Genomic DNA, 20,047 nt, shown 5'->3' with positions numbered 1-20,047 from the left:
CCTGTTCATGAACTCTAACCATCGCTTCTACCGCCTTCTGCTGAGTCTGGCGCTGGCGCTCCCCGGGATCGCTCCGGCAGATGAACTGCCCCCGTGTGAAGACCTACCAGTAAGCTACGAGCACGCCACCCTTTACTCGCCGGGCCAGGCGCCCCAATCCTCCGCACCCATCGCGCTGGGCGCGGGCCCCCACCTCTTCATCGACGATTACCTCGTGGATCCGTCGTCCACCGCCGTGCGCGGCGTGCATAAGCCGGATCGCAGCATCAAGATTCCAAATCCGGTCGTCACGGGAATCGAAGACGGCTGCTTCCAGCCCTACCTGTCGGTACACCGCGACGAGACCTCTGGCCGCTTCCGCATCTGGTACGGACATAGAACCGAAGACAAGAACGGTGTGCGCTCCAGACTGGGCTACATGGAATCCGCCGATGGCATCCGCTGGGATCGGCCCGCGCGCACCCTGGACGTGCCGGGCGAAGTTCAGTTTGGCGTCAGCGTCATCGACGAAGGCCCGAAAACCGCCGATCCCGCGCAACGATTCAAGTATGGCTGGTACTTTGGCGACGGGCTGCGCGTAGCGGCCTCCCCGGATGGCCTGAACTGGACAGCCCTCGCCGAAGGCACCGTGCTCCGTCACAATCACGACATCAGCGGCATCTACCGCGACGCAATCCGCAACCGCTACGTAGCCATTGCCTCGGTCTACCGTGAAAGCGAGTTCTGGGAAGGCAAACGGCGCATCACCATGCAGGCCACCAGTGACGACCTCGTCCACTGGAGCCCGGCGCACCATGTCGTGCTCCCCGACACGGCACGCGAAGAAGGTGAAGTGCAGTTCTATGCGATGGACGGATTCCTCCAGCGCGGTGACCTCACCATCGGCATGGTCAAGGTCCTTCGCGATGACTTGAAAGCCGACGATCCCCCGAACCCGCCGGATGCCTACGGCACGGGCTACACCGCCCTGGCCTGGAGCCGCGACGGCGAGCACTGGGTCCGCGATCTGGATCCGTACTTCGAGCGCGACATGGACCCGAAGGCCTGGGACCATTCCCACGCCTGGATTGATGAGCAGGTGCCCGTGAAGGACGACGTCTACCTGTACTACGGCGGCTACGCGCACGGCCACAAGGTAAATCGCTTCGAAGAGCGCCAGATCGGACTGGTAACGATCAAGAAAGATCGCTACGTCTCGCGGGGGTCGGATGCGAAGTATGGCAACGTGTTGACACCCCTGCTCTCGTTGGAGGCCACCGATCTACGCGTAAACGTCAAGGTAGACGGCTCCCTGAAGATTCGTGTGCTGGACGAGGCGGGGATGCCTGTACCGGGTTTCGATTTTGCGGATATGACGCCCATTCGGGGCGATCACCTCGAAGCGCCCGTGAAATGGCAACGCCCGCTGTCCGAGTTGAAAGGCAAGCCCCTCCGCTTGGAATTTGAGCTAATCACCGGCGACATTTACGCCTTCTACCTGTAATACATTTGGGAGAGTATCCAATGCGATTCTTGATATTGGCCGCCTCGTTGCTGTCTGCCGCGGTGGTCGCGGCCCAGACCACCGTACCCGAAGCCGTCATGATTCCCGAAGCCTACGCCACGCTCGGCACCGCCTCGGTTAACCCCGACAAAGGCATCTCGGGCGAATACGGCACCTGGACCGTCACCTACACGGTCGGTGAAAGCGACATCGTGCAGGGCGGCGGTATCCGGGTGGAACTGCCCGACGAGTGGCACTCCGGTCCGCGCAATTCGGGTAATCGCCTCCAGACCAAAGATCCGAAGCTCGACAACTACATCACGGCGAACACAACGGCGAGCGGCGTCAAACTCCTTTGCATCGTAGAAGATGAGCGCGACGAAACCCTGATCAAGCACCCCAAGAAAAGCATGGATGGGCGCAGCGAGCGCTTCGTGTTCGTGGTGCGGGTCGTCGTGGCTGAGGGAGCACTGAAAGCCGGCGATGCCATCAACGTGGTCTATGGCGACACCTCGGGCGGCAGCAAAGGCTACTGGGGCGCTGCGGTCTCCGCACTCCCCCTTCCCATTCTCATCGCCCTCGATCCGGACGGCGACAGCCGCTTCGAGCTTCACGCCTCCGACCTCACCCTGGAGGCCCTGCCGGGTAAGCCGGTCTATGCCCAGATTCATGCACCGTCAAACGCGCAGGCGGGCACCCCCTTCCTGTGCCGCATCGCCATGCTGGACAAAGAGTTCAACCCCGCCACCGGCCCGGCCACCTTCACCTTGACCTACCCCGAAGGCGTCACCGGCCCCGAAGCCCTTTCCATCTACCGCGACCACGCCTGGAACGAGTTTGAAGTAACGGCAACCACGACGGGAATTGTGCGCATTAACGGCGTGTGGGCCGACGAGAAACGGGAATTGCTGGGAAACCCGACCGAAGTTACGGAGGCCCTCCCCGAGCGGGCGCTCTACTGGGGCGACCTCCACTCCCACACGCGCTACAGTTGGGACGGCGTCGGACGCGACAACTTCACCTATGCGCGCTTTGTGTCCAGCCTGGATTTCTACGCCATGACCGACCACGCCATGTCGCTGGAAGATGGGCTCATGCGCGGCCTGAACAACGCCAACTGGGAGGAGTACAACAACCAGACCCGGGCCTACTACGTGCCCGGCAGCTTCGTCACGCTCCACGCCTATGAATGCAGTTTCGGCCCGCCCTGGGGCCACCACAACGTCTACTTCCGCGACGAGCCCGGCCCCCTCGTCTTCCCCAAAGAGTCCACCCTCCCCCAGCTATGGGAAGTTCTGGAAAAGGGCAACGCCCTCACCATTCCGCACCACACCGGCAAGTTTCCGCGTGGTGTTGAATTCTCGGTGGACAATCCAGAATTGCGCCGGAACTTCGAGATGTATTCCGGCCACGGCTTGAGCGAGGCTTTCGACCCGGCCCATCCCCTGGCCTTCGAGCAGAGCGACTTCACCGTGGAGTCGAAGAGTGCGGAAGGCGCCGTCAACCTCCAGGACGCCCTGCGCCTGGGCCTTCAGGTCTCCGTGATCGGCTCGTCCGACGATCATCGCGCTCACCCCGGCATCGCCATGTATGGCCTGGCGGCCGTCCGCGCCACGAGCCTCGACCGCGACGCCATTTTCCAGGGACTCTATGACAAGCATACCTACGCGACCACGGGCGCCAAGATCATCCTCAATTTTGACGTCAACGGGGCTCCCATGGGACAGCAGGCGCCCCACCAGGATAATGGCGAGGTCCACGTCAAGGCCCACGGCACAGACGTGATTGAATGGGTGGAAGTGTTACGCTGGCTGCCCGGCGAAGCGGCCTTCACGGTCGTTCAGCGCTGGGAGCCCAAGGCCCTGGACTTCGAAGCGACGTGGGAGGATGCAACGTCTTCCCCGGGCGCGATTTACTACACTCGACTGCGCCAGCAGAAACTCGTGCACAAGCGGATCGCCATGGCCTGGTCCTCACCCGTGTGGATAGCGAAGTAATGGATAAATTCCGCCGCCGGCACTAAAGTCGGCGTGTGCCCGGTTTCATCGAACCGATCGGCCTGATCCGTCCGATCGGTCTGATCAATCCGATCCGATGCGCGGGTGCGCCATTCATTTGACATGCTCCGCCGCCGTTTATTATACTTTGGCACCCCTCGTGAGGCGGCATGGCCAAGTGGTAAGGCAGGGGCCTGCAAAGCCCTTATCCCCGGTTCAAATCCGGGTGCCGCCTCCAATTTTTTCTTCTCCGGGGTTACCCCTTCCCCTTCGTACCGGTCTTTCCGGGCTTTGCATTCGCCTCAATAAACTGGATTATCTCCCCGGCAATATCCTTGCCTGTGGCCGCTTCAATTCCTTCCAGACCCGGCGAAGAATTCACCTCCATCACCACGGGGCCGTGATTCGATCGCAGAATATCCACGCCGGCCACGTTCAAGCCCAGCGCTCGGGCGGCCGATCGCGCCACGGCCCGCTCCTGGGGCGTGATCTTCTCCAGGGAAGCCGTGCCGCCCCTGTGCAGGTTGGAGCGGAATTCCCCCGCGGCCGCCTGACGCTTCATGGCGCCAACGACCTTGTCGCCCACCACGAAACAACGGATATCGGCGCCGCCCGCTTCTTTGATAAACTCCTGGACCAGAATGTTCGCTTCCAGACCGTAGAACGCCTGAATCACGCTCTTCGCCGCCTGCTTGGTCTCAGCCAGCACCACACCCATGCCCTGCGTGCCTTCGAGCAGCTTCACCACCAGCGGCGCGCCGCCCACCATGTCGATCAAGTCGTCGATATCATCGGGCTCGCGCGCAAATCCCGTCACCGGCAGGCCAATGCCCTTGCGCGCAAGAAGCTGCATCGCCCGCAGCTTGTCACGTGAGCGGCTGATGGCCACGCTCTCATTCACGGGATATACGTCCATCATCTCGAACTGACGCAGCACTGCCGTGCCGTAGAACGTCACCGATGCGCCAATGCGGGGAATAACCGCATCCAGATCTTCGATGGATTCACCGTTGTAGTGGATCGTCGGGTTCATCGAGGCGATGCTCATGTAGCAGCGCTTGTGGTTGATTACACGCATTTCGTGGCCCCGTTGCTGCCCCGCCTCCACCAGCCTGGATGTCGAATATATCCTGGCATTGGTGGACAATATCCCGATCTTCATTGTTGTCCTTTCACGGTGTTTCTTCGCCCCGCCGCCAAGTGGAAACTGCACCGCGTTACGCCTCCGTGAACGCGGCCCGGGCGGGGCGGATGAATGGTACATGTTTCCCCGCGATTCCGCAAACGAATTGGCGATATTCCGTCCCGTGGGTCCCGTCCCGCGGAGTCAACCGCCGCAGGTGGGGCAGGGAACCATGCCGCGCTCGCGTGCTTTGCCCAGGGTCGTGGCCTGTGCGCCATTACCCGCCAGGCGGCACCCCGTCTTGTGGTAGGCCCCCCCGTTCGGCCCCACGACCACGATCCGCTTTTCATCCTCGGGCGGCGCTTTCACCTCGTCGGGGGGCGCGGCGGGCGTCGGTGCCGCCGCCGGAAGCGGAGCAATCGGGGCGCCCGCTGTGCCCCGCGCCACGGGTACACTCCGGGGCCGATAGGTCTCTTCCGGACCCGTCCTGGCACTGAAACCTATCACCAGCGCGGGAAGAAGGCAGGCCGTCAGAAGCAGCGCGAGAAACGAGAACAGCACAATGCGTCCAAAACTAGCCCCCGCCCCACCCCCGTGCTCCGCCTCGTTCGCGAGCATACCCGCACCGGGCCGGGCCGGCCGTCTCGGCGTCGTGAAGGGCAAATCGGCCAGGGCGGTCGATGGGGACGCACCAGACGCAATCGGCACCACGACGATGCTACCGCAATAATTGCATCGCCCCGACTGGCCCGCAAATTCGTCGGGTATGTTCAAACCCTGCCGACACGCCGGACATTCTACGGAAATCACGGTCCCAATCCCTCCCGGGGCCCGGCCCGCATAATGCCCCGGACCAGCCCGCAGACTACCACAAGTACCCGGAACCCCGGCCGCGCTCTACACGTGCGGCGGGCCCATGCCGCTCCAGTATTGCATAAGTGCGCGCCCCGCCCCAACAGACAAATTTCCGGTTTGCAAACGCCTGGGCCGGTCGCTACACTGGCGCGGCAGGTTTGGCACGCGTCAGGCATCGTCTCCGCCACCCTCCAAGCCGTCGGGGCTGTTGCAGAACACCATGATTCCAAAAAGGATGTGCTTACTGATGTTGGATTTCGCCCGCGCTGTTTCCCGATTCTCCCCCGCCTTGTCCACAAGCTGTCTCCTCGCTGCTATCGCGCTGGCCCGTGGTGCCGCCGCTCAGGGCTATGGCCCCGAAGAGGCCGCCGCAAAAATGACCGTTCCCGAGGACGTCCAGGTCGCCCTCTACGCCAGCGAGCCCATGGTGCGCCAGCCTGTCGCCATCGAATTTGACGACCGGGGCCGCATGTGGGTGGTGCAGTACCTCCAATACCCCAACCCCGAGGGGCTCAAGCGGGTTTCGGTCGACCGCTATTCACGCACAAAATACGACCGCATGCCCGAGGCCCCGCCGAAAGGCCCGAAGGGCGGCGACAAGGTCACCATTCTCATCGACGAAGACCTCGACGGCGTCGCCGAAACTTCGAAGGACTTTATCGAGGGCCTGAATCTGGCCTCCAGTGTGGCTTTCGGCTATGACGGCGTTTTCGTCATCCAGACGCCGTACCTGCTTTTTTATCCCGACAAAGATCGGGACGACGTGCCCGATAGCGACCCGGAAGTGTGCCTGACCGGCTTCGGCATGGAGGACGCTCACTCCGTGGCCAATTCCCTCACGTGGGGCCCGGACGGCTGGCTCTACGGCCTTCAGGGCAGCACCGTGACCGCCAACATTCGCGGCATCGAATTCCAGCAGGGCATCTGGCGATACCACCCGCGCACCAAGGCCTTCGAACTCTTCTGCGAGGGCGGCGGCAACATGTGGGGCCTCGACTTCGACGCGGAAGGTCAGGCCCTCGCCAGCACCAATTTTGGCCCCTACATCATGGTCCACGGCATGCAGGGCGCCTACTACTGGAAGAGCTTCGGCAAGCACGGCGACCTCCACAATCCCTTTACTTACGGCTATTTCGAGCACGTGACCCAACTCGACCCCGTAGGCGGACACGTGGTGGACGGCGGGCACATGTACCGCGGCGGCGCCTTTGGCCCGCCCATCGCGGGAAGCTACGTCACCAACAATTTACTCTCCCACAACGTGACCTGGAATACCGTCAAGCCCCTCGGCGCCACTTTTGAATCACGACACGGCGGCATCGTGCTGGAGAGCAACGACACTTGGTTCGCACCCAGCGACCTGACCACCGGTCCCGATGGCGCGCTCTATGTCTGCGACTGGAACGATTCGCGCATGGCCCACCCCGATCCGGACGCGTCCTGGGACAAGACCAATGGCCGCGTTTATCGCATTGCGCCAAAAGGGTTGGCCGTGGAGCCCGCCTTTGACCTGCGGGAGCTGGATAATGCCGCCCTCGTCGCTCTCCTTGACCACAAGAACGCCTGGTTCGCGCGCCGCGCGCGCGTGTTGCTCTCCACACGCGACACAAAAGACGTGGAACCGGCAATCACGGAGAAAGTATGGCAAAAGGAGAATCGGGAACTCTCCCTCGAAGCACTCTGGGCCCTCTACGCCAGCGGCCAGCTTGATGAAAAGGGCCTGGTTGATTTGCTCGACCACGAGGACCACGCCTTTCGCCTCTGGGCTGTGCGCCTGCTGGCGGATCACGGCGCGCCATCCCGCGAAGCAGGAGAGGCCCTCGCCACCCTCGCCACCACGGAGAAGGATGTTCGGGTGCAGGCCCAGCTCGCCGCCACCGCACAGCGCGTTTCTCCCGATGCGGCCCTCGGCATCGTTTCCGGTATTCTGAAAAACAGTCAGGAGACGAAAGACCTCTTTATCCCGCTCCTGACCTGGTGGGCCATCGAACGCCACACCGCCGAAACAGGAAAACACCTGGACGACCTTCTGGCAACGCGCGGATCCCTCACCGATGATTTCATCTTGCCGCGATTGATTCGCCGCTATGTGGCCGACGGTACAGACATGCGGGATTACGACTGCGCCGCCGCGCTGGAGGCCGCGCACACCCCCGACCAGATGAACGCCCTGCTTGAGGCCGTGGAACTTGGCCTCGCCGATCGCGAGGGCCGCGCGAGCACCAAAGCGGCTGGAATCTACGACGAATTCTCCGAAACGAAGTCCGAGAACACTTCAGGGAAGTCCGCCCCGCCCCTGGCCTCTTCACTCGCGGAAAAGCTCCTGGCGCTGTGGAAAGAGGCGCCGGAAGTGTCCGTTCGCCTGGCCCTCGCCACCCAGCTCCAGGACCCGGCCGCACTCGAAGCCGCATCACGCATCGTGCGTGACGCCGCCGCACCGGAAGTCGACCGCCAGCGTCTCTTGGATACCGTGTCCCGCGCCGCGGGCAGCAGCATTGTTCCCGAACTGCTCGACATTGTCATGACCGATCCATCGCAGGCCCTTCGCGGCTCGGCGCTGGATACCCTGCGGCGCTTCGACGATCCAGGTATTGGCGCGACCCTCACATCGGGCTACGCAACCCTGCCCGCCGAACTCCAGCCCGTCGCGCGGCAGGTGCTCCTGAGCCGGGCGGCCTGGACGCGGGATTTCCTCCTTCTCGTGGACAGTGGCTCGCTGAAGGCAGAAGAGGTCCCGGTTTCCGAACTCCGCCGCGTGGCCCAGCATAAGAGCGAAGAACTTGATGCGCTGGTAAAGAAGCACTGGGGCAACGTCAGCGGGGGCACGCCCGAATTCCTCCTGGCCGAGATGCGCCGCCTCAACAACGACCTGCGCGCGAAGCCGGGCGATCCTGTCAAGGGCAAGGAGGTCTTCACCGCGAACTGTGCCCAGTGCCACATGCTCTTCGGCGAAGGCAATGCCGTGGGACCCGAGCTCACCCAGGCCAACCGCATGGACACGGAGTACATGCTGGGCAGCATGGTCAATCCCAACATGGTGGTCCGCAAAGAGTATGTCCAATTCGCCGTGGAAACGAAAGACGGCGGCTTCTACAACGGGCTCATATCCGAGCGAAGCCCCGGCAGTGTGACCCTTCTGAACGCGAACAGCGTCAAGACCACCATTGCCATGGGCGATATCGAGACCATTGAAGAGGCCGGGCTGTCTTTGATGCCCGAAGGCGTCCTCACACCCCTCTCACCCGACGATGTCCGCGACTTGTTCGCCTACCTCCAGCTGAAAGAAGTACCGGCGAAGCACTGACCCTCGGATCAACAAAATGAATCGAAACGCAGGAGCATAGTCCCATGAGAATACTCGTCAGCTTTCGGATGATCGCGCTGATCGCCGTAGCCGCGTCATCGGTCGTCGCGGAAGAAAAAGGCCTTGCGATCGACGGAAGCCCGCACCACACAACCTACCACAACACCCTCACCAAACTGGAAAACCCGGCGCCCATTCTCGGCGACTTCCCCCAGTATGTTCAGCCGGTCATCGAAGAAACACGTTATGAAGCGCCCATCCTCGTAAACGATGCGGATGGCGATCTCGACGTACGCGCCTGGCGATTCTCCTACAATGCCAGGGGCATCATCGAGATGCCCAATCGCCTCAAGGCGAGCGAAACGGCCATCATCGTAGTCCATCCCTGGGCCATTGACGATCAGCAGGGCTGGCGCACCCCCCAGCCCGCGGGCGTTGCCGATTTCTGCACGCCCACAAAAAACCACATCTCCCACCTCCACATCAAAGAAGTATTGAACCCCTTCTTGAAGTCACTGCGCGAACAGGTGGGTATGGTGGTCTACAGCCAGCGCGGTGAAGAGCGCACACCCCTGGAAAAAATCTACCGCACCATCCGAAAAATACCCACCGACGCGGAGCGAACCGAAGGCAAGAAGGAACTCGCCGAGGTCCTCAACGGCTTCAACTATAACGCGGGCAGCCTGCCCGAAAAAATAACCCTCCCCGAGAAAAGTGAAGTCGCCGCCTACTTCCAGCAATTCCCCGGCCTCGACGCATCCGATCATTACAACGGTCCCGGCTTCTGGGAACTCCCCGTGCCCGTCGTGGACACCATCGACGTCGCCCCCAACGACGTGGTGCACTACGACGCCGACGGCTACGACAAGATCCGAGACTTTCTCAAGGAGCACGGCATTCGTCACATCCTGTTGACCGGTTACGCCACCGACATGTGCTACAAGAGCACCACCTGCGGCTATGAAAACTTCTCAAAGGACTTCAATGTCTTTCTCGTGGGCGACGCAACCATGGCCACCTTCCCGGCCAACAGCTCCCCCGCCTACGCGACCAACGCGGCGATCTCCTTCGCTTCACTCAATCAACTCATCACGCAAGTATCCTGGATCAAGCCGCTAGAAGCCCCTGCAAACAAGTAAATGGGTCCGCCGGGTCGCAAAGACCCCATAAGACCCCATAAGACCCCATAAGACCCCATAAGACCCCATAAGACCCACAAGACCCATCGGCGCGAAAGCGCCCAAGGAGCCCCAGCATGGATCGTCGTAGTTTCCTCTCCCTCACCGGCGCCGCCGCCGGTCTCGCCGCCGCAAGCCCCGCCGGAGCCGCCGACACCCCCGGCCCCTGGAAAGACGGCAAAAAATGGGTCTACTCCATCACCTACGATGAAGGCTGCGAGGACCTCCTGAAATACGCCGTACCCATCCACCGCGAGTTCGGCTACCCCGGCCATGTCGCCCTCGTTTCCTCACAGCTGGGCGTGAAGCGCAACGTGCCCGGCAGCAGTTACCACGACATGATGATCCTGAGCCCCAAACAGATGAAAGACCTCATCGCGGAAGGTTGGGGAGCCTCCTGCCACTCCATGACCCACGTAGGCGTGACCCATGAGAACGCCGCAGTGGAAGTGACCGAGGCGCGCAAAGTGCTCGCGGACGCACTGGGCTGCGAGATCCCCATCTTCACCGTGCCCGGAAGCAATCCCGGTCACCCCCCGGCAATCGCCGTCGCAGACGAGGCTGGCTACAAGGCCATCCTTACGATCTACGATTGGGTGAATACCTTCGACACCGACCTGCTGTGGCTTGGCCGCTGCCCCCTGCACACGGCCTACCCCGGCCCCTTCTACTCCCTCTTCGACCCTTACAAGCGCCTCCACCAGGCCCGCGCCACCCAGGGCTGGGTGGTGGACTACTGCCACTGCCCCATGCCGGGCAAGCCTATCCATGCGGCGAAAGACTGTACCGCCGAAGAACTTCGAGCGCGCTTCGAGGCGGTCAAGGAAGTCGGCAGCGACGACGTCTGGATAGCCGAACCCAATGAAGTCGTTGAGTACCTGGCCACCAACGAAGAAGCCACGCGCCGCCGCACGGAAAAGGCCGTGGGCCTGAATCAGGTGTACGACACCGAGATGCGGAAGTTGTACGAGGCGCCCGTGCCAAGTTGACCCGCTGCACTATCCGATCCAAGAACCATTCCCGAATTTGTCACGGCTGGCAATTGATATCGGGCCATTTTCCGTTAACACGACAGGCCAAACCGAGCTTTGCCGGAGGGCGCTCCCGCCACGTGCTCAGTGTTTCCCGCCCAGCGAGAATCCGGGTTCTGCGTTGCTACGCCCCCGGATCCTTGCTGGGAAACGGATTCACGCCCCCCTCCCGCACCACGTACCGTGCGAAGGTGGCGGGATCGGTCTGGTACGCCAACTCGGCTGACTTAAAAAACGCGAAGAGCGCCTTAATGTCATGGTTGTGCTCGGCGGCGATTTCCTCTTTGACCTGCCAAAGCTCTTTCGATACCTCATCTTCCATGTCAGGCAATTCCCATGAGTTCCCGAGGTGTGCATATCTCGGGACAATTGAAGCCGGATTCGGAACATACCCTGCGCATGACGGGCTTCAGTTGTGCATTGTCAATATGCTTACAGTTCCAAGTCAACAAGTAATCCATACCGTTCACGGCGGCGGTCGCCACATGAAACGCATCATCCTCGGCCTTGCGCGGCAACGCCCCCGCTTGCATCAAACGTTCCGCGACCGTTGCGACGTCCAAGGTCAACTCCAAAACCCTAAGGGTCTTCAGTGCGTCGAGCCGGCGAACAGCCTGTTCCGGGTCACCTCGCCCTGCTTCGCGCAAAACGACGGGAGATGTAAAAACGTCAAATTGATCGCGCCGTCGCCACCACGCCATGGTCATCGATTGCAGCACAGCCACTTGCGGATCGCTGGCGGATCGGGCCGTCAAATAGGAAACTACCGATGTTTCAACGTAGACACTTTCCCGCATATTGAATCCCATGCGCTGAATTTGTACGTCTTCAGTCTACCACGAATCTTTGTAGAAGACATGCAAAATAGACATACCAAGTTCGTAATGAGTTGTACCGCCACCCGCCCCCCTCACCCCATCCGCAACAATTCCAGCAGTTCCTCGGACGAGATCTTCCCGGCCATGTCCGTCCCCTCCAGCAGACTGTTCGCCAGATCGCGCTTGCGATGGTGCAAGTCCGTGATCTGATCCTCGATCGTGCTCTTGGTCACCAGCCGATACACGGTCACGGGCCGCTGCTGACCAATTCGGTGGGCGCGATCCGAGGCCTGGTCCTCCACCGCCGGATTCCACCAGGGGTCCATGTGAATAACATAGTCCGCAGCCGTCAGGTTCAGGCCGAGTCCGCCCGCTTTCAGGCTGATAAGAAACACCTCGCCCTCGCCCCCCTGGAAGGCGTCCACGGCCTTCTTGCGCGCCGGGGCCGGCGTGCTCCCGTCGAGATACTGATAGCGCACGCCCTTCCGGTCCAGCAGTTCGCGCAGAATATCCAGGTGCCCCACAAACTGGCTGAACACCAGCGCCTTATGCCCGCTCTCCAGCAGTTCCTCCAGCAACGCCTCAAAAACCTCCAGCTTCGCGCTGGGCAGATTGCTGTCCCCGTCCACCAGGCGCGCGTTGCAGCACGCGCGGCGCAGGCGCATGATCTCGGCCAGTATCCGCACGTGGTGTTTGCTGGCGCCGCCCTCAAGCGCGCTGAGTTCCTTCAGCGCGTTACGGCGCAGGGCTTCGTAGAAGGCGCGCTCCTCGTCGCCCAGTTCCACATGGAGCACAATGTCGGTCCGCGCCGGCAGCTCGCTCAGCACTTCCTCTTTGCGCCTGCGCAGAATGAAGGGTTGAATAAGCTGTTTCAAGTACCGGCCCGCGTCCCGGTTCTCGTATTTTTCGATGGGCAGCGCAAAGCGGCCGTTGAACTGCTCCTGCGTTCCAAGAAAGCCCGGATTGATGAAGCGAAAAAGGTTCCAGAGCTCACCCAGATGGTTCTCGATGGGGGTCCCCGTGGCCGCAACCTTGAAACGTCCCTCCAGGTCCATCGCCGCTTTGGACCGCTTCGTGGTCGCATTCTTGATTGCCTGGGCTTCATCCAGCACGATGGTCTCCCAGGATATCCTCTTCAACAGCGCGGTTTCCGTCTGGAGCAGGCCGTAGCTGCAAATCAACAAGTCGTGCGCGCCCAATGTCTCCACGGTGTCCGCGCGATTGTTTAAACCCAGCCGATGCACACGCAATGTTGGCGCGAAGCGGGAGGCCTCTTCCTCCCAGTTTGCACACACCGACGTCGGCGCGATCACCAACTGGGGGCCGCCGGGCGCGCGCCGCAGCATCACCGCCAGCAACTGCACCGTCTTTCCCAGGCCCATGTCGTCGGCCAGACAGGCGCCCACGCCCCACTCCGCCAGACGGGCCAGCCATTGAAAGCCGGCAACCTGGTATTCGCGCAGGATCGCGCGGAGCGTGGACGGAATCTCTGGTTCAAGGTCCCGCGCCTCACGCATCCGCGTGATCTGTTCTTTCCAATGCTTGTTTGCCTTGAGGGCCGCCGCCTGCTCGATAAATCCGTCCATCAACGGTGCTGCGAGCGCGTGCATGCGCAGCCCGCCGTCCGATGCCTCGCCCACGCCCCGAAGTTCGTCCAGCTTTCGCTTGAAAGCCTGCGTCAGCGCGAGAAACTGCCCGTCGCCCAATGGCACGAAGCGCGATCGGGTGCCCGCCGTGAGCTCCAGCACACGCTGCATGTCGAGCACGAGTTCGTCGTTGACCTTGATCTCCCCGGAAAGCTCAAACCAATTGTGTCCCGCATTTATTTTCGCACGAAACTGACCCGCCCCGACCGTTCCTTGAAGGGCGAACTTCTGGCCCTTCGGCCACTCGACCCGTACCTCCGTTACGACCGCCTCCAGTTCGGAAAGGAATTCAAGCGCCTCTTCCGGCGTCTCCAGGCGCCACTCACAGATCCCGAAATCCGAAGAGACAAGGGATTTGCACGAAGCGACCAGCGCATCGGCGCGGGCGCTCTCCTGCTTCATATCGCGCGCGGTCTGAAGCTTCGTACCGTTGACGTCGGCGATCACCACATCGCCCCCAACAGCCGGGGCAAAGGCCGGACCGCCTGGCAGGGGTCGCACACGCAACTGCACCAGCAGGCCATCGCCCGCCGGAAGCAATTGCAGCACCGGCGTCACGTCCGCCTCGACCCGCGGAATGGACTCATCTCCCACGCCGAGATCGGAGTGGACCGTTAAGACCGAGGCCACGCTGCGGACCGCCTGAAGCACCCGATCCTTTGCGCGGGCCGGGACCGCCAACCCTTTCCCCAGCATTTCCGCGACCCGGGCCAGTTCCGGAGTAAACTCATACACAACGACGCGCAAGTCCCCTTCGCGCTCCACGTGGACGAGGGTGCCTTCGGGAACCACCGGCGTCACCTTGAGCACGAAGCCCTGCTTCGTAGAGCTCACCTCCAGGGAGGGCGATGCGGTCGCCACCTCCACATTCGCCCCCGTATCCGAAAGAAACACATTCGGGTGCCCCGCCAGTGCCGGCAGGGCGCCATAACCGAGAAAGTAGGAGGTCCGGTGCCGGTTCCAGTAGCCCCCATCCAATTCGGTCTTGATATGGGCGCACACGAGCCGGTCATGGGCCGTAAGATACTCCAGACTCTGGCCGTTCTCCCGAAGACGCTGGAGCGACGCAACCCGCCCTTTGCTCCACGTCCCCTTCGGTGATCGCTTCTGTTCCAGAGGCTCCACCATACAGTGTCCCCCCTGAAAATGAAGCATCCAGACCAGCCGTGTTGAATCCTCCACCTTCGCCGCGACGTCGCCCCGCGAAATGTTGGCCAGCGCTTTCAAGGTGCGCTCCCACGGCTCGGACGACCGGAAATGCTCAACCAGCGGGACGGTGTCGAGCTTGCCCAGGCGTCTTACCTTGACGCCCATTCGCTGGAGGAGTTCCGCCAGCTCGTGCTCGATCCAGAAACAGCCCTGACTTCCCGCGGCGCTGCTCAGCTTTGCGATGGCCGCATGGTCTTTCTGCATGGACTCCCCGAGCCCGCTCCAATAATCCACGAGCAGCGACACGACTTTCATCGCCGAACTCTGCTCAAACGACCATCGGGCGCTGTACCACATGGCGGAAGGGCCGCCCGCAATTTGGCCGCTCTGGATTCGGATAAGTTTCAGTAAGCCCGCACAGACTTCCTGATACATCGCATTCTTGTCCCGCGCGCCCCAGTCGGCCAGTTCCGCCGCGCGGGGCCAGTGCTCTTCTCCTCCTGCAATCAGCGCGATAATGAAGTAGACCCAGTCATTGGTCCCGAAAGTGGGCTTGCGCTTGCGCGAACCTTGCTTGACCGCCTGAAGCGTGGATTCGTAACGCGAGATCGCCGACGCGATCTCGCCGGTCGCAAGCTCGCACCGCGCGATCAAGAGTTCTCCCGGAAGTCCATTGTTGGCGGAACGCGCCTGCACCTCGCTCAGACGTCCCTGGAGGAAGAGGCTGTCGCAAACCACATACTCCAAATCGATTCGTTCGTCCCGCGGCAGGGATGACGCAAGAACCTCGGCGTACTTGAGCGCGGATTCGCTGCGTTCGCAGGCATTGCTCAGGTCCTGAATCAGCCAGTTCAGCCATAGGGCCTGCTTCTCCGTCGGATAGCTTGAGAACCATTCCGCGTCGAAGGGACTGTTGATGATCCGGGAGATCGGCGTCAGGCTTGTGCGATTGTGGACGGGACGTTCAAAGTACACGTTGAGCAGGTTGTCCAGACGCTTGAAATCGCGGTCATACAACGCTATGCGAATCAGGCCGGCGAGCTCGTCGTCCGAAACATAGGTGGAAGAATAGCCCCACCGCGCGGACGGGGCCACCTCGTTGCGCACACTTGGCAGCGCCGCCGCGAATCGGTCCGTCAGCACCATACGGCGGGTCACCACCTCCGTGATATCCCGGGCGCTCATCCAGTGCTTGCCCTTCATCACCACCAGCGTGCGAGACTTCAAACGCTCCAGCGTCTGGAGAAGACCAGCCGCCGTCACGAGCTTTCCGTTCTCCCCATTCACGAGGCGGGCCTTAAGGAGACTCAAGAGGTCGCTGTCCGATACGGCCCGGTAGCAGAGGCACAACACTTCCATCACTTCAAGTTCGAAAGCGGAGAGCTTTTCGAGCGCCCGCATTCGTTTCTCATCGGGTACAAAACCAGACACGTGTGATACTCAACTTTCTTCTGTGAAAACCCTGGGTTGCCGACTAACCCCGATAGCGCTCTTTGATCGCGATGAGCGACTTCATCACGCCCGAGAGATCGGCGGCCTTGTTTACACCGCCGAACGCGTCGTGCACCTGCATGTACAGCGCATACAACTCGTCGTATACGGCGCTGTTCGACGCGATGGGCGTATACTGCACTTCCTTCACGCCCGTCATTTTCGCCTGGGCCTCGGCAAAGGTCGCGTAGCCCCCCTGCGCCTCGCCCGCGATCACGGCGGCGCTCAGCGCGGAACCCAGCGCGCAGGTCTGGTCGGAAGAAGACACCTGCATCGTGCAGCCCGTAATGTCGGCATAGATCTGCATCAGCATCGCGTTCTTCTCCGCGATACCGCCGCAGCAGATGATCCGGTCCACCGGCACGCCGTATTCCTTATAGCGCTCGATGATGGCCCGTGCGCCGAAAGCCGTCGCCTCGATCAACGCGCGGTAGATCTCGGCCTGGCTCGTGTAGAGCGTCTGCCCCAGGACAAGGCCCGTAAGCCGCGGGTCAACCAGCAGGCAGCGATTGCCATTGTTCCAGTCCAGCGCAAGCAGACCCGACTGCCCCGGCTTCTGTTTAGCCGCTTCATCGGTCAGTGCCCCGTGCAGCGCGCCATCGCCCTTGCAGATCACCTCCACGAACCATTTGAAAATATCGCCCACCGCCGACTGGCCCGCTTCGAGGCCATAGTGCCCCGGCAGAATCGAGCCGTCCACGATGCCGCAGATGCCTGGAATGTCCCGGAGCGTTTTTGTATTGGGCAGCACCGTGCAATCGCAGGTCGATGTGCCCATGATCTTTACCAGCACGCCCGGCTGTACCCCCGCGCCCACGGCGCCCAGATGCGCGTCTATAGCACCGACCGCAATCGGTATTCCCTCGGGAAGGCCCAATTTCGCGGCCCAGTCTTCACACAACCTGCCGGCGGGCGTCGCGGCGTCGTACGCCCGGTCAAAAAGACGGTCGCGCAGTTCGGCCAGCTTCGGATCAAGCATGGCGAGAAATTCTTTGTCGGGAAGCCCGCCCCACTCGTCGCAGTAGAGACACTTGTGACCCGCCGCGCACACGCCACGCACCACCTTCGCCGGATCTGTGATCCCCGCAAGCACGGCCGGCACATAGTCGGCGCATTCCAGCCAGCTTTGGGCCGACGCGAAAACCGCCGGGTCCACGTTCAGGCAATGCCAAACCTTCGACCAGAACCACTCGGAGGAATAGGTCTCCCCGCATTTGGCCAGGTAGTTGGGCCGGTGCTTGAAGCCCAACTCCGTTATTTTCATAGCCTCCTCAATGGAGGTGTGGTCCTTCCACAGCCAGGCTTTTGCATTCAGATTGTCTTTGAACTCAGGGCTGAAAGCCAGCGGCTGGCACTGGCCATCCACCGGGATAGGCGTCGAGCCGGTCGTGTCCACACCGATACCAATTACCCGCTCCAAATTGAATCCATCGTAGCCCTTTGCGGCCGCGAGCGCGCCCGTCACCGTAGCCTCCAGACCCTGCACGTAATCCGCGGGATTCTGGCGCGCCAGGTTGTGGTCATTGGGGTCCAGCAGGATTCCCTGATGCCCGGAGGGATAGTTGAATACCGACGAACCTGCTACGTTTCCGTTCGCACAATCAATCACTACCGCACGTACCGAGTTGGTACCGTAGTCCACACCGATGGTAAAGGCTTTCATGGCATTCCTCTCTTCCGTTTTTCACATTCCCCAGAGGGACGTACTTTAGCATATTGCCCACGGCGCCTACGAGCCAAACGGCGCTTCAGAATCTTGCGGGAACGTAGCGCACCCGCTACACTGCAGCGCAGGAGTCCGTACCGCCTCATGATCCACCGCACCCTCAGCAGACGCGAATTCGTCGTCGCCGCGTCCACTGTTCTCGCCGCCGGCTGCCGCAAACCGGAGCAGAGCAATTTAGTCCGCCCGCTGCCCGAGCATCCCAATATTATCGTGTGGCTCGCGGACTCCCTCCGGGCCGACCGGCTCCCATGCTACGGTTGCCCGCTCGACACCGCCCCCAACATTTCGGCCTTCGCGCAACGCGCCGCAATTTTTGACGCGTGCTACGCGGCGGCAACCTGGACGCTGCCCGCCACCCTTTCCCTGCTCACCGGCGTCCCCCCGCTGATTCACCGCACCGTGGTGCCCGAATGGTCCGTCGCCGGGCACGCGGCGGGAAAGAAACACCAGGTGCTGCCCCCGTCCATTCCGACCACAGCGGCGCTCCTGCGTGCGAAAGGCTACGACACCGCCCACTTCCAGGCCAACCCCAATGCGACTCGGGAACACGGCATCGACGCCGGCTTCAACCACTATTACTATCAGCTCAACGCCGGCTACGAAGAGCAGACCACAGCCTTCCTGGAATGGCTGCGCACCGAAGCGCGCGAGCCCTTCTACGCCTACATTCACCTGATTGACCCCCATGAACCCTATAGCCCGGACCCCGAAATCTTCAGACAGCTCCACGGCCACACCATCGAAGAGCACCTCGCCCGGCTGCCAAAGGCAGAATTCGATCGACTCCAGAGCTATCACCGCCAGACCTGGGACGGGCTCTTCAAAACCGATCAGCGCCCCGGGCCGGAGGTCTTGACGCGCTTTTCCCGAGAGAGCCTGCGGTATCTGGAAGCCCTGTACACGGCGGAAATTCGGGGCATGGACGGACAGTTCGGACGCGTGCTCGCGGCACTCGACGAACAGGGTCTACGAGACCGGTGTGTCGTGACCGTCACCAGCGACCACGGCGAGGCCTTCGGAGAGGATGGGCTCTTCTATCACGGTTCCGGGCTGCACGACGCCCAGATACACGTCCCCCTGATTCTACAGCTTCCCGGAATGCGCAAGGGGACCCGTTACCCCCACACCGTAAGTCAATACGACATCCACCCGACGCTTCTCGCGCTGGCGGGCGTCTTGGATACAAACACCTACGGCAACGCAATATTGGATCGATCGGGCGAATTTCCACGCAAGCCCGGACGCCCCGCACTGACAAGCCTCGACCTGAACCTTCCCGACCCGAATCTGTGGCGTTTTCGCCTCACGGCGGGCGATATCCGCGTGGAAAGCCGGGAAGGTTCCCTGCACTGCGCGGTCTCCCGCGCCGGGGGGCCTCCCAACAGGCGGTGGGTGGCGCTGGAAGAAGTGGAGAAAATTCCCGACGCCGCCACGCGGAGCGCCGTCGAATTCTTCCACACCGAACGGCACTATCTGAAGCAATTGGCCAGCGCCCACGCCGCGCCGGGCTGGTTCGGAAAGGGCAACAGCGACGACGACGCGCTAAAGGCCCTGGGTTATCTTTAGTGCTCGATCCGGCGGCGATGGGCTTCGAGATCGTAGCCGTGACAGCGAAGATGCTCAAGCGTCTCCGCCTCATTCGACAGCACTTCATCGATCATACTCGGAAGATCCGCCAATATTTCCTTCGGGATCGACACCACGCCATTACAGTCCGCGTGAAGCAAATCGCCCGGATGAACCCACAGCCCGCCCACCTGTACCGGTATATTCGCCTGGCCCACATCGATGTAGCCATGGGAAACCACCACGTGCTCGCTCCACACCTTCATCCTCATGGCGTGAAGGGCTTCCAAATCGCGCACCGCCCCATCTGTGATAATCACCGATGCGCCCAGAGTCTGAACCTGCGTACCCACAATCTCGCCCCAGTGGGAGGACCAACCCTTGCGGTGGCAGTGGTCCGCCACCACGCAAATCGCCGGCTTGGGGGACTGGGCGATACTTTCCAACCAGCGGAATCGTTCCACCGGATCGGGGGGAAAGGCCTCATCGAACTCCACGATCGTGCAGGTCGTGGCAAAGCCTACAACGCGCCCCAGATCCGGAAAGCGGCACCGAATCCCCGGGCCCATGTAGCCCTCGCGCCGGGAACGCAATTTGAAGCGCTCGATCGCGTTGGATATCGTGGGGCTGTCCACCGACAGCAGCTTCTCCTGCAAAATCGGATCGAGATCGTCGGCCAT

General features: G+C 61.8%; 13 protein-coding genes and 1 tRNA gene. 7 read left to right on the top strand and 7 right to left on the bottom strand.

Annotation, left to right across the window (positions count from 1 at the left end):
- Window positions 1-7 precede the first annotated feature (7 nt).
- The 3 genes from JNK74_08450 (at window position 8) to JNK74_08440 (ending at window position 3,718) form a co-directional block, all read left to right on the top strand.
- Window positions 8-1,483: a hypothetical protein gene (locus JNK74_08450; protein ID MBL7646203.1), complete on the top strand. Its 1,476-nt coding sequence runs from the start codon at window positions 8-10 to the stop codon at window positions 1,481-1,483.
- A 20-nt stretch (window positions 1,484-1,503) separates the two neighbouring features.
- Entirely contained in the window at window positions 1,504-3,480 is a 1,977-nt protein-coding gene (locus JNK74_08445) for a DUF3604 domain-containing protein (GenBank protein MBL7646202.1), read from the top strand.
- Between the two features lie 164 nt (window positions 3,481-3,644).
- Window positions 3,645-3,718, top strand: a tRNA-Cys gene (locus JNK74_08440).
- 18 nt (window positions 3,719-3,736) lie between these two features.
- On the opposite strand, the gene rimK is transcribed toward JNK74_08440, so the two are convergent.
- Together rimK and JNK74_08430 are read right to left on the bottom strand one after the other, a co-directional pair.
- Entirely contained in the window at window positions 3,737-4,642 is a 906-nt protein-coding gene (gene rimK, locus JNK74_08435; GenBank protein MBL7646201.1) for a 30S ribosomal protein S6--L-glutamate ligase, read from the bottom strand.
- 165 nt (window positions 4,643-4,807) lie between these two features.
- Entirely contained in the window at window positions 4,808-5,413 is a 606-nt protein-coding gene (locus JNK74_08430; protein MBL7646200.1) for a hypothetical protein, read from the bottom strand.
- A 292-nt stretch (window positions 5,414-5,705) separates the two neighbouring features.
- Between JNK74_08430 and JNK74_08425 the strand changes: the two genes are divergently transcribed.
- The 3 genes from JNK74_08425 to JNK74_08415 all read left to right on the top strand — a co-directional run bounded on the left by JNK74_08425 (window position 5,706) and on the right by JNK74_08415 (window position 10,929).
- Window positions 5,706-8,762 carry a c-type cytochrome gene (locus JNK74_08425; GenBank protein MBL7646199.1) on the top strand — a complete coding sequence of 1,019 codons (3,057 nt, stop codon included), beginning with the start codon at window positions 5,706-5,708 and terminating at the stop codon, window positions 8,760-8,762.
- A gap of 68 nt (window positions 8,763-8,830) precedes the next feature.
- Window positions 8,831-9,901 (top strand): isochorismatase family protein, encoded by a 1,071-nt coding sequence (locus JNK74_08420; protein ID MBL7646198.1) that lies wholly within the window; start codon window positions 8,831-8,833, stop codon window positions 9,899-9,901.
- Window positions 9,902-10,017: 116 nt separating this feature from the next.
- Window positions 10,018-10,929, top strand: a complete 912-nt coding sequence (locus JNK74_08415) for a polysaccharide deacetylase family protein (GenBank protein ID MBL7646197.1) — start codon at window positions 10,018-10,020, stop codon at window positions 10,927-10,929.
- A gap of 166 nt (window positions 10,930-11,095) precedes the next feature.
- Here JNK74_08415 and JNK74_08410 read toward each other — a convergent pair whose 3' ends face one another.
- The 4 genes from JNK74_08410 to JNK74_08395 all read right to left on the bottom strand — a co-directional run bounded on the left by JNK74_08410 (window position 11,096) and on the right by JNK74_08395 (window position 17,738).
- The gene (locus JNK74_08410) at window positions 11,096-11,293 is read right to left on the bottom strand and encodes a hypothetical protein (protein ID MBL7646196.1); all 198 of its coding nucleotides are present in this window, start codon (window positions 11,291-11,293) and stop codon (window positions 11,096-11,098) included.
- Between the two features lies 1 nt (window position 11,294).
- Entirely contained in the window at window positions 11,295-11,768 is a 474-nt protein-coding gene (locus tag JNK74_08405) for a type II toxin-antitoxin system VapC family toxin (protein ID MBL7646195.1), read from the bottom strand.
- A gap of 113 nt (window positions 11,769-11,881) precedes the next feature.
- Window positions 11,882-16,015 (bottom strand): DEAD/DEAH box helicase, encoded by a 4,134-nt coding sequence (locus tag JNK74_08400; protein ID MBL7646194.1) that lies wholly within the window; start codon window positions 16,013-16,015, stop codon window positions 11,882-11,884.
- A gap of 43 nt (window positions 16,016-16,058) precedes the next feature.
- A complete protein-coding gene (locus JNK74_08395; GenBank protein MBL7646193.1) occupies window positions 16,059-17,738 on the bottom strand; it encodes a ribulokinase in 1,680 nt (559 codons plus the stop codon).
- Between the two features lie 147 nt (window positions 17,739-17,885).
- Between JNK74_08395 and JNK74_08390 the strand changes: the two genes are divergently transcribed.
- On the top strand, window positions 17,886-19,367 hold the full coding sequence (locus tag JNK74_08390; protein ID MBL7646192.1) for a sulfatase: 1,482 nt from the start codon (window positions 17,886-17,888) through the stop codon (window positions 19,365-19,367).
- Here JNK74_08390 and JNK74_08385 read toward each other — a convergent pair.
- On the bottom strand, window positions 19,364-20,047 hold the full coding sequence (locus JNK74_08385) for an RraA family protein (GenBank protein MBL7646191.1): 684 nt from the start codon (window positions 20,045-20,047) through the stop codon (window positions 19,364-19,366). The genes JNK74_08390 and JNK74_08385 overlap by 4 nt on opposite strands.

The sequence above is a fragment of the Candidatus Hydrogenedentota bacterium genome (genome assembly GCA_016791475.1).
In the GTDB taxonomy this organism is placed as follows: Bacteria; Hydrogenedentota; Hydrogenedentia; order Hydrogenedentales; family JAEUWI01; genus JAEUWI01.
This window is presented reverse-complemented; position numbering and strand designations above follow the sequence as displayed.

What these genes read in the sequence shown, in the direction of transcription:
- JNK74_08450 (MBL7646203.1), top strand. Translation starts at nt 8, where the DNA reads ATGAACTCTAACCATCGCTTCTACCGCCTTCTGCTGAGTCTGGCGCTG.
- JNK74_08445 (MBL7646202.1), top strand. Translation starts at nt 1,504, where the DNA reads ATGCGATTCTTGATATTGGCCGCCTCGTTGCTGTCTGCCGCGGTGGTC.
- rimK (MBL7646201.1), bottom strand. Translation starts at nt 4,642, where the DNA reads ATGAAGATCGGGATATTGTCCACCAATGCCAGGATATATTCGACATCC.
- JNK74_08425 (MBL7646199.1), top strand. Translation starts at nt 5,706, where the DNA reads ATGTTGGATTTCGCCCGCGCTGTTTCCCGATTCTCCCCCGCCTTGTCC.
- JNK74_08420 (MBL7646198.1), top strand. Translation starts at nt 8,831, where the DNA reads ATGATCGCGCTGATCGCCGTAGCCGCGTCATCGGTCGTCGCGGAAGAA.
- JNK74_08415 (MBL7646197.1), top strand. Translation starts at nt 10,018, where the DNA reads ATGGATCGTCGTAGTTTCCTCTCCCTCACCGGCGCCGCCGCCGGTCTC.
- JNK74_08410 (MBL7646196.1), bottom strand. Translation starts at nt 11,293, where the DNA reads ATGGAAGATGAGGTATCGAAAGAGCTTTGGCAGGTCAAAGAGGAAATC.
- JNK74_08405 (MBL7646195.1), bottom strand. Translation starts at nt 11,768, where the DNA reads ATGCGGGAAAGTGTCTACGTTGAAACATCGGTAGTTTCCTATTTGACG.
- JNK74_08395 (MBL7646193.1), bottom strand. Translation starts at nt 17,738, where the DNA reads ATGAAAGCCTTTACCATCGGTGTGGACTACGGTACCAACTCGGTACGT.
- JNK74_08390 (MBL7646192.1), top strand. Translation starts at nt 17,886, where the DNA reads ATGATCCACCGCACCCTCAGCAGACGCGAATTCGTCGTCGCCGCGTCC.
- JNK74_08385 (MBL7646191.1), bottom strand. Translation starts at nt 20,047, where the DNA reads ATGGCCGACGATCTCGATCCGATTTTGCAGGAGAAGCTGCTGTCGGTG.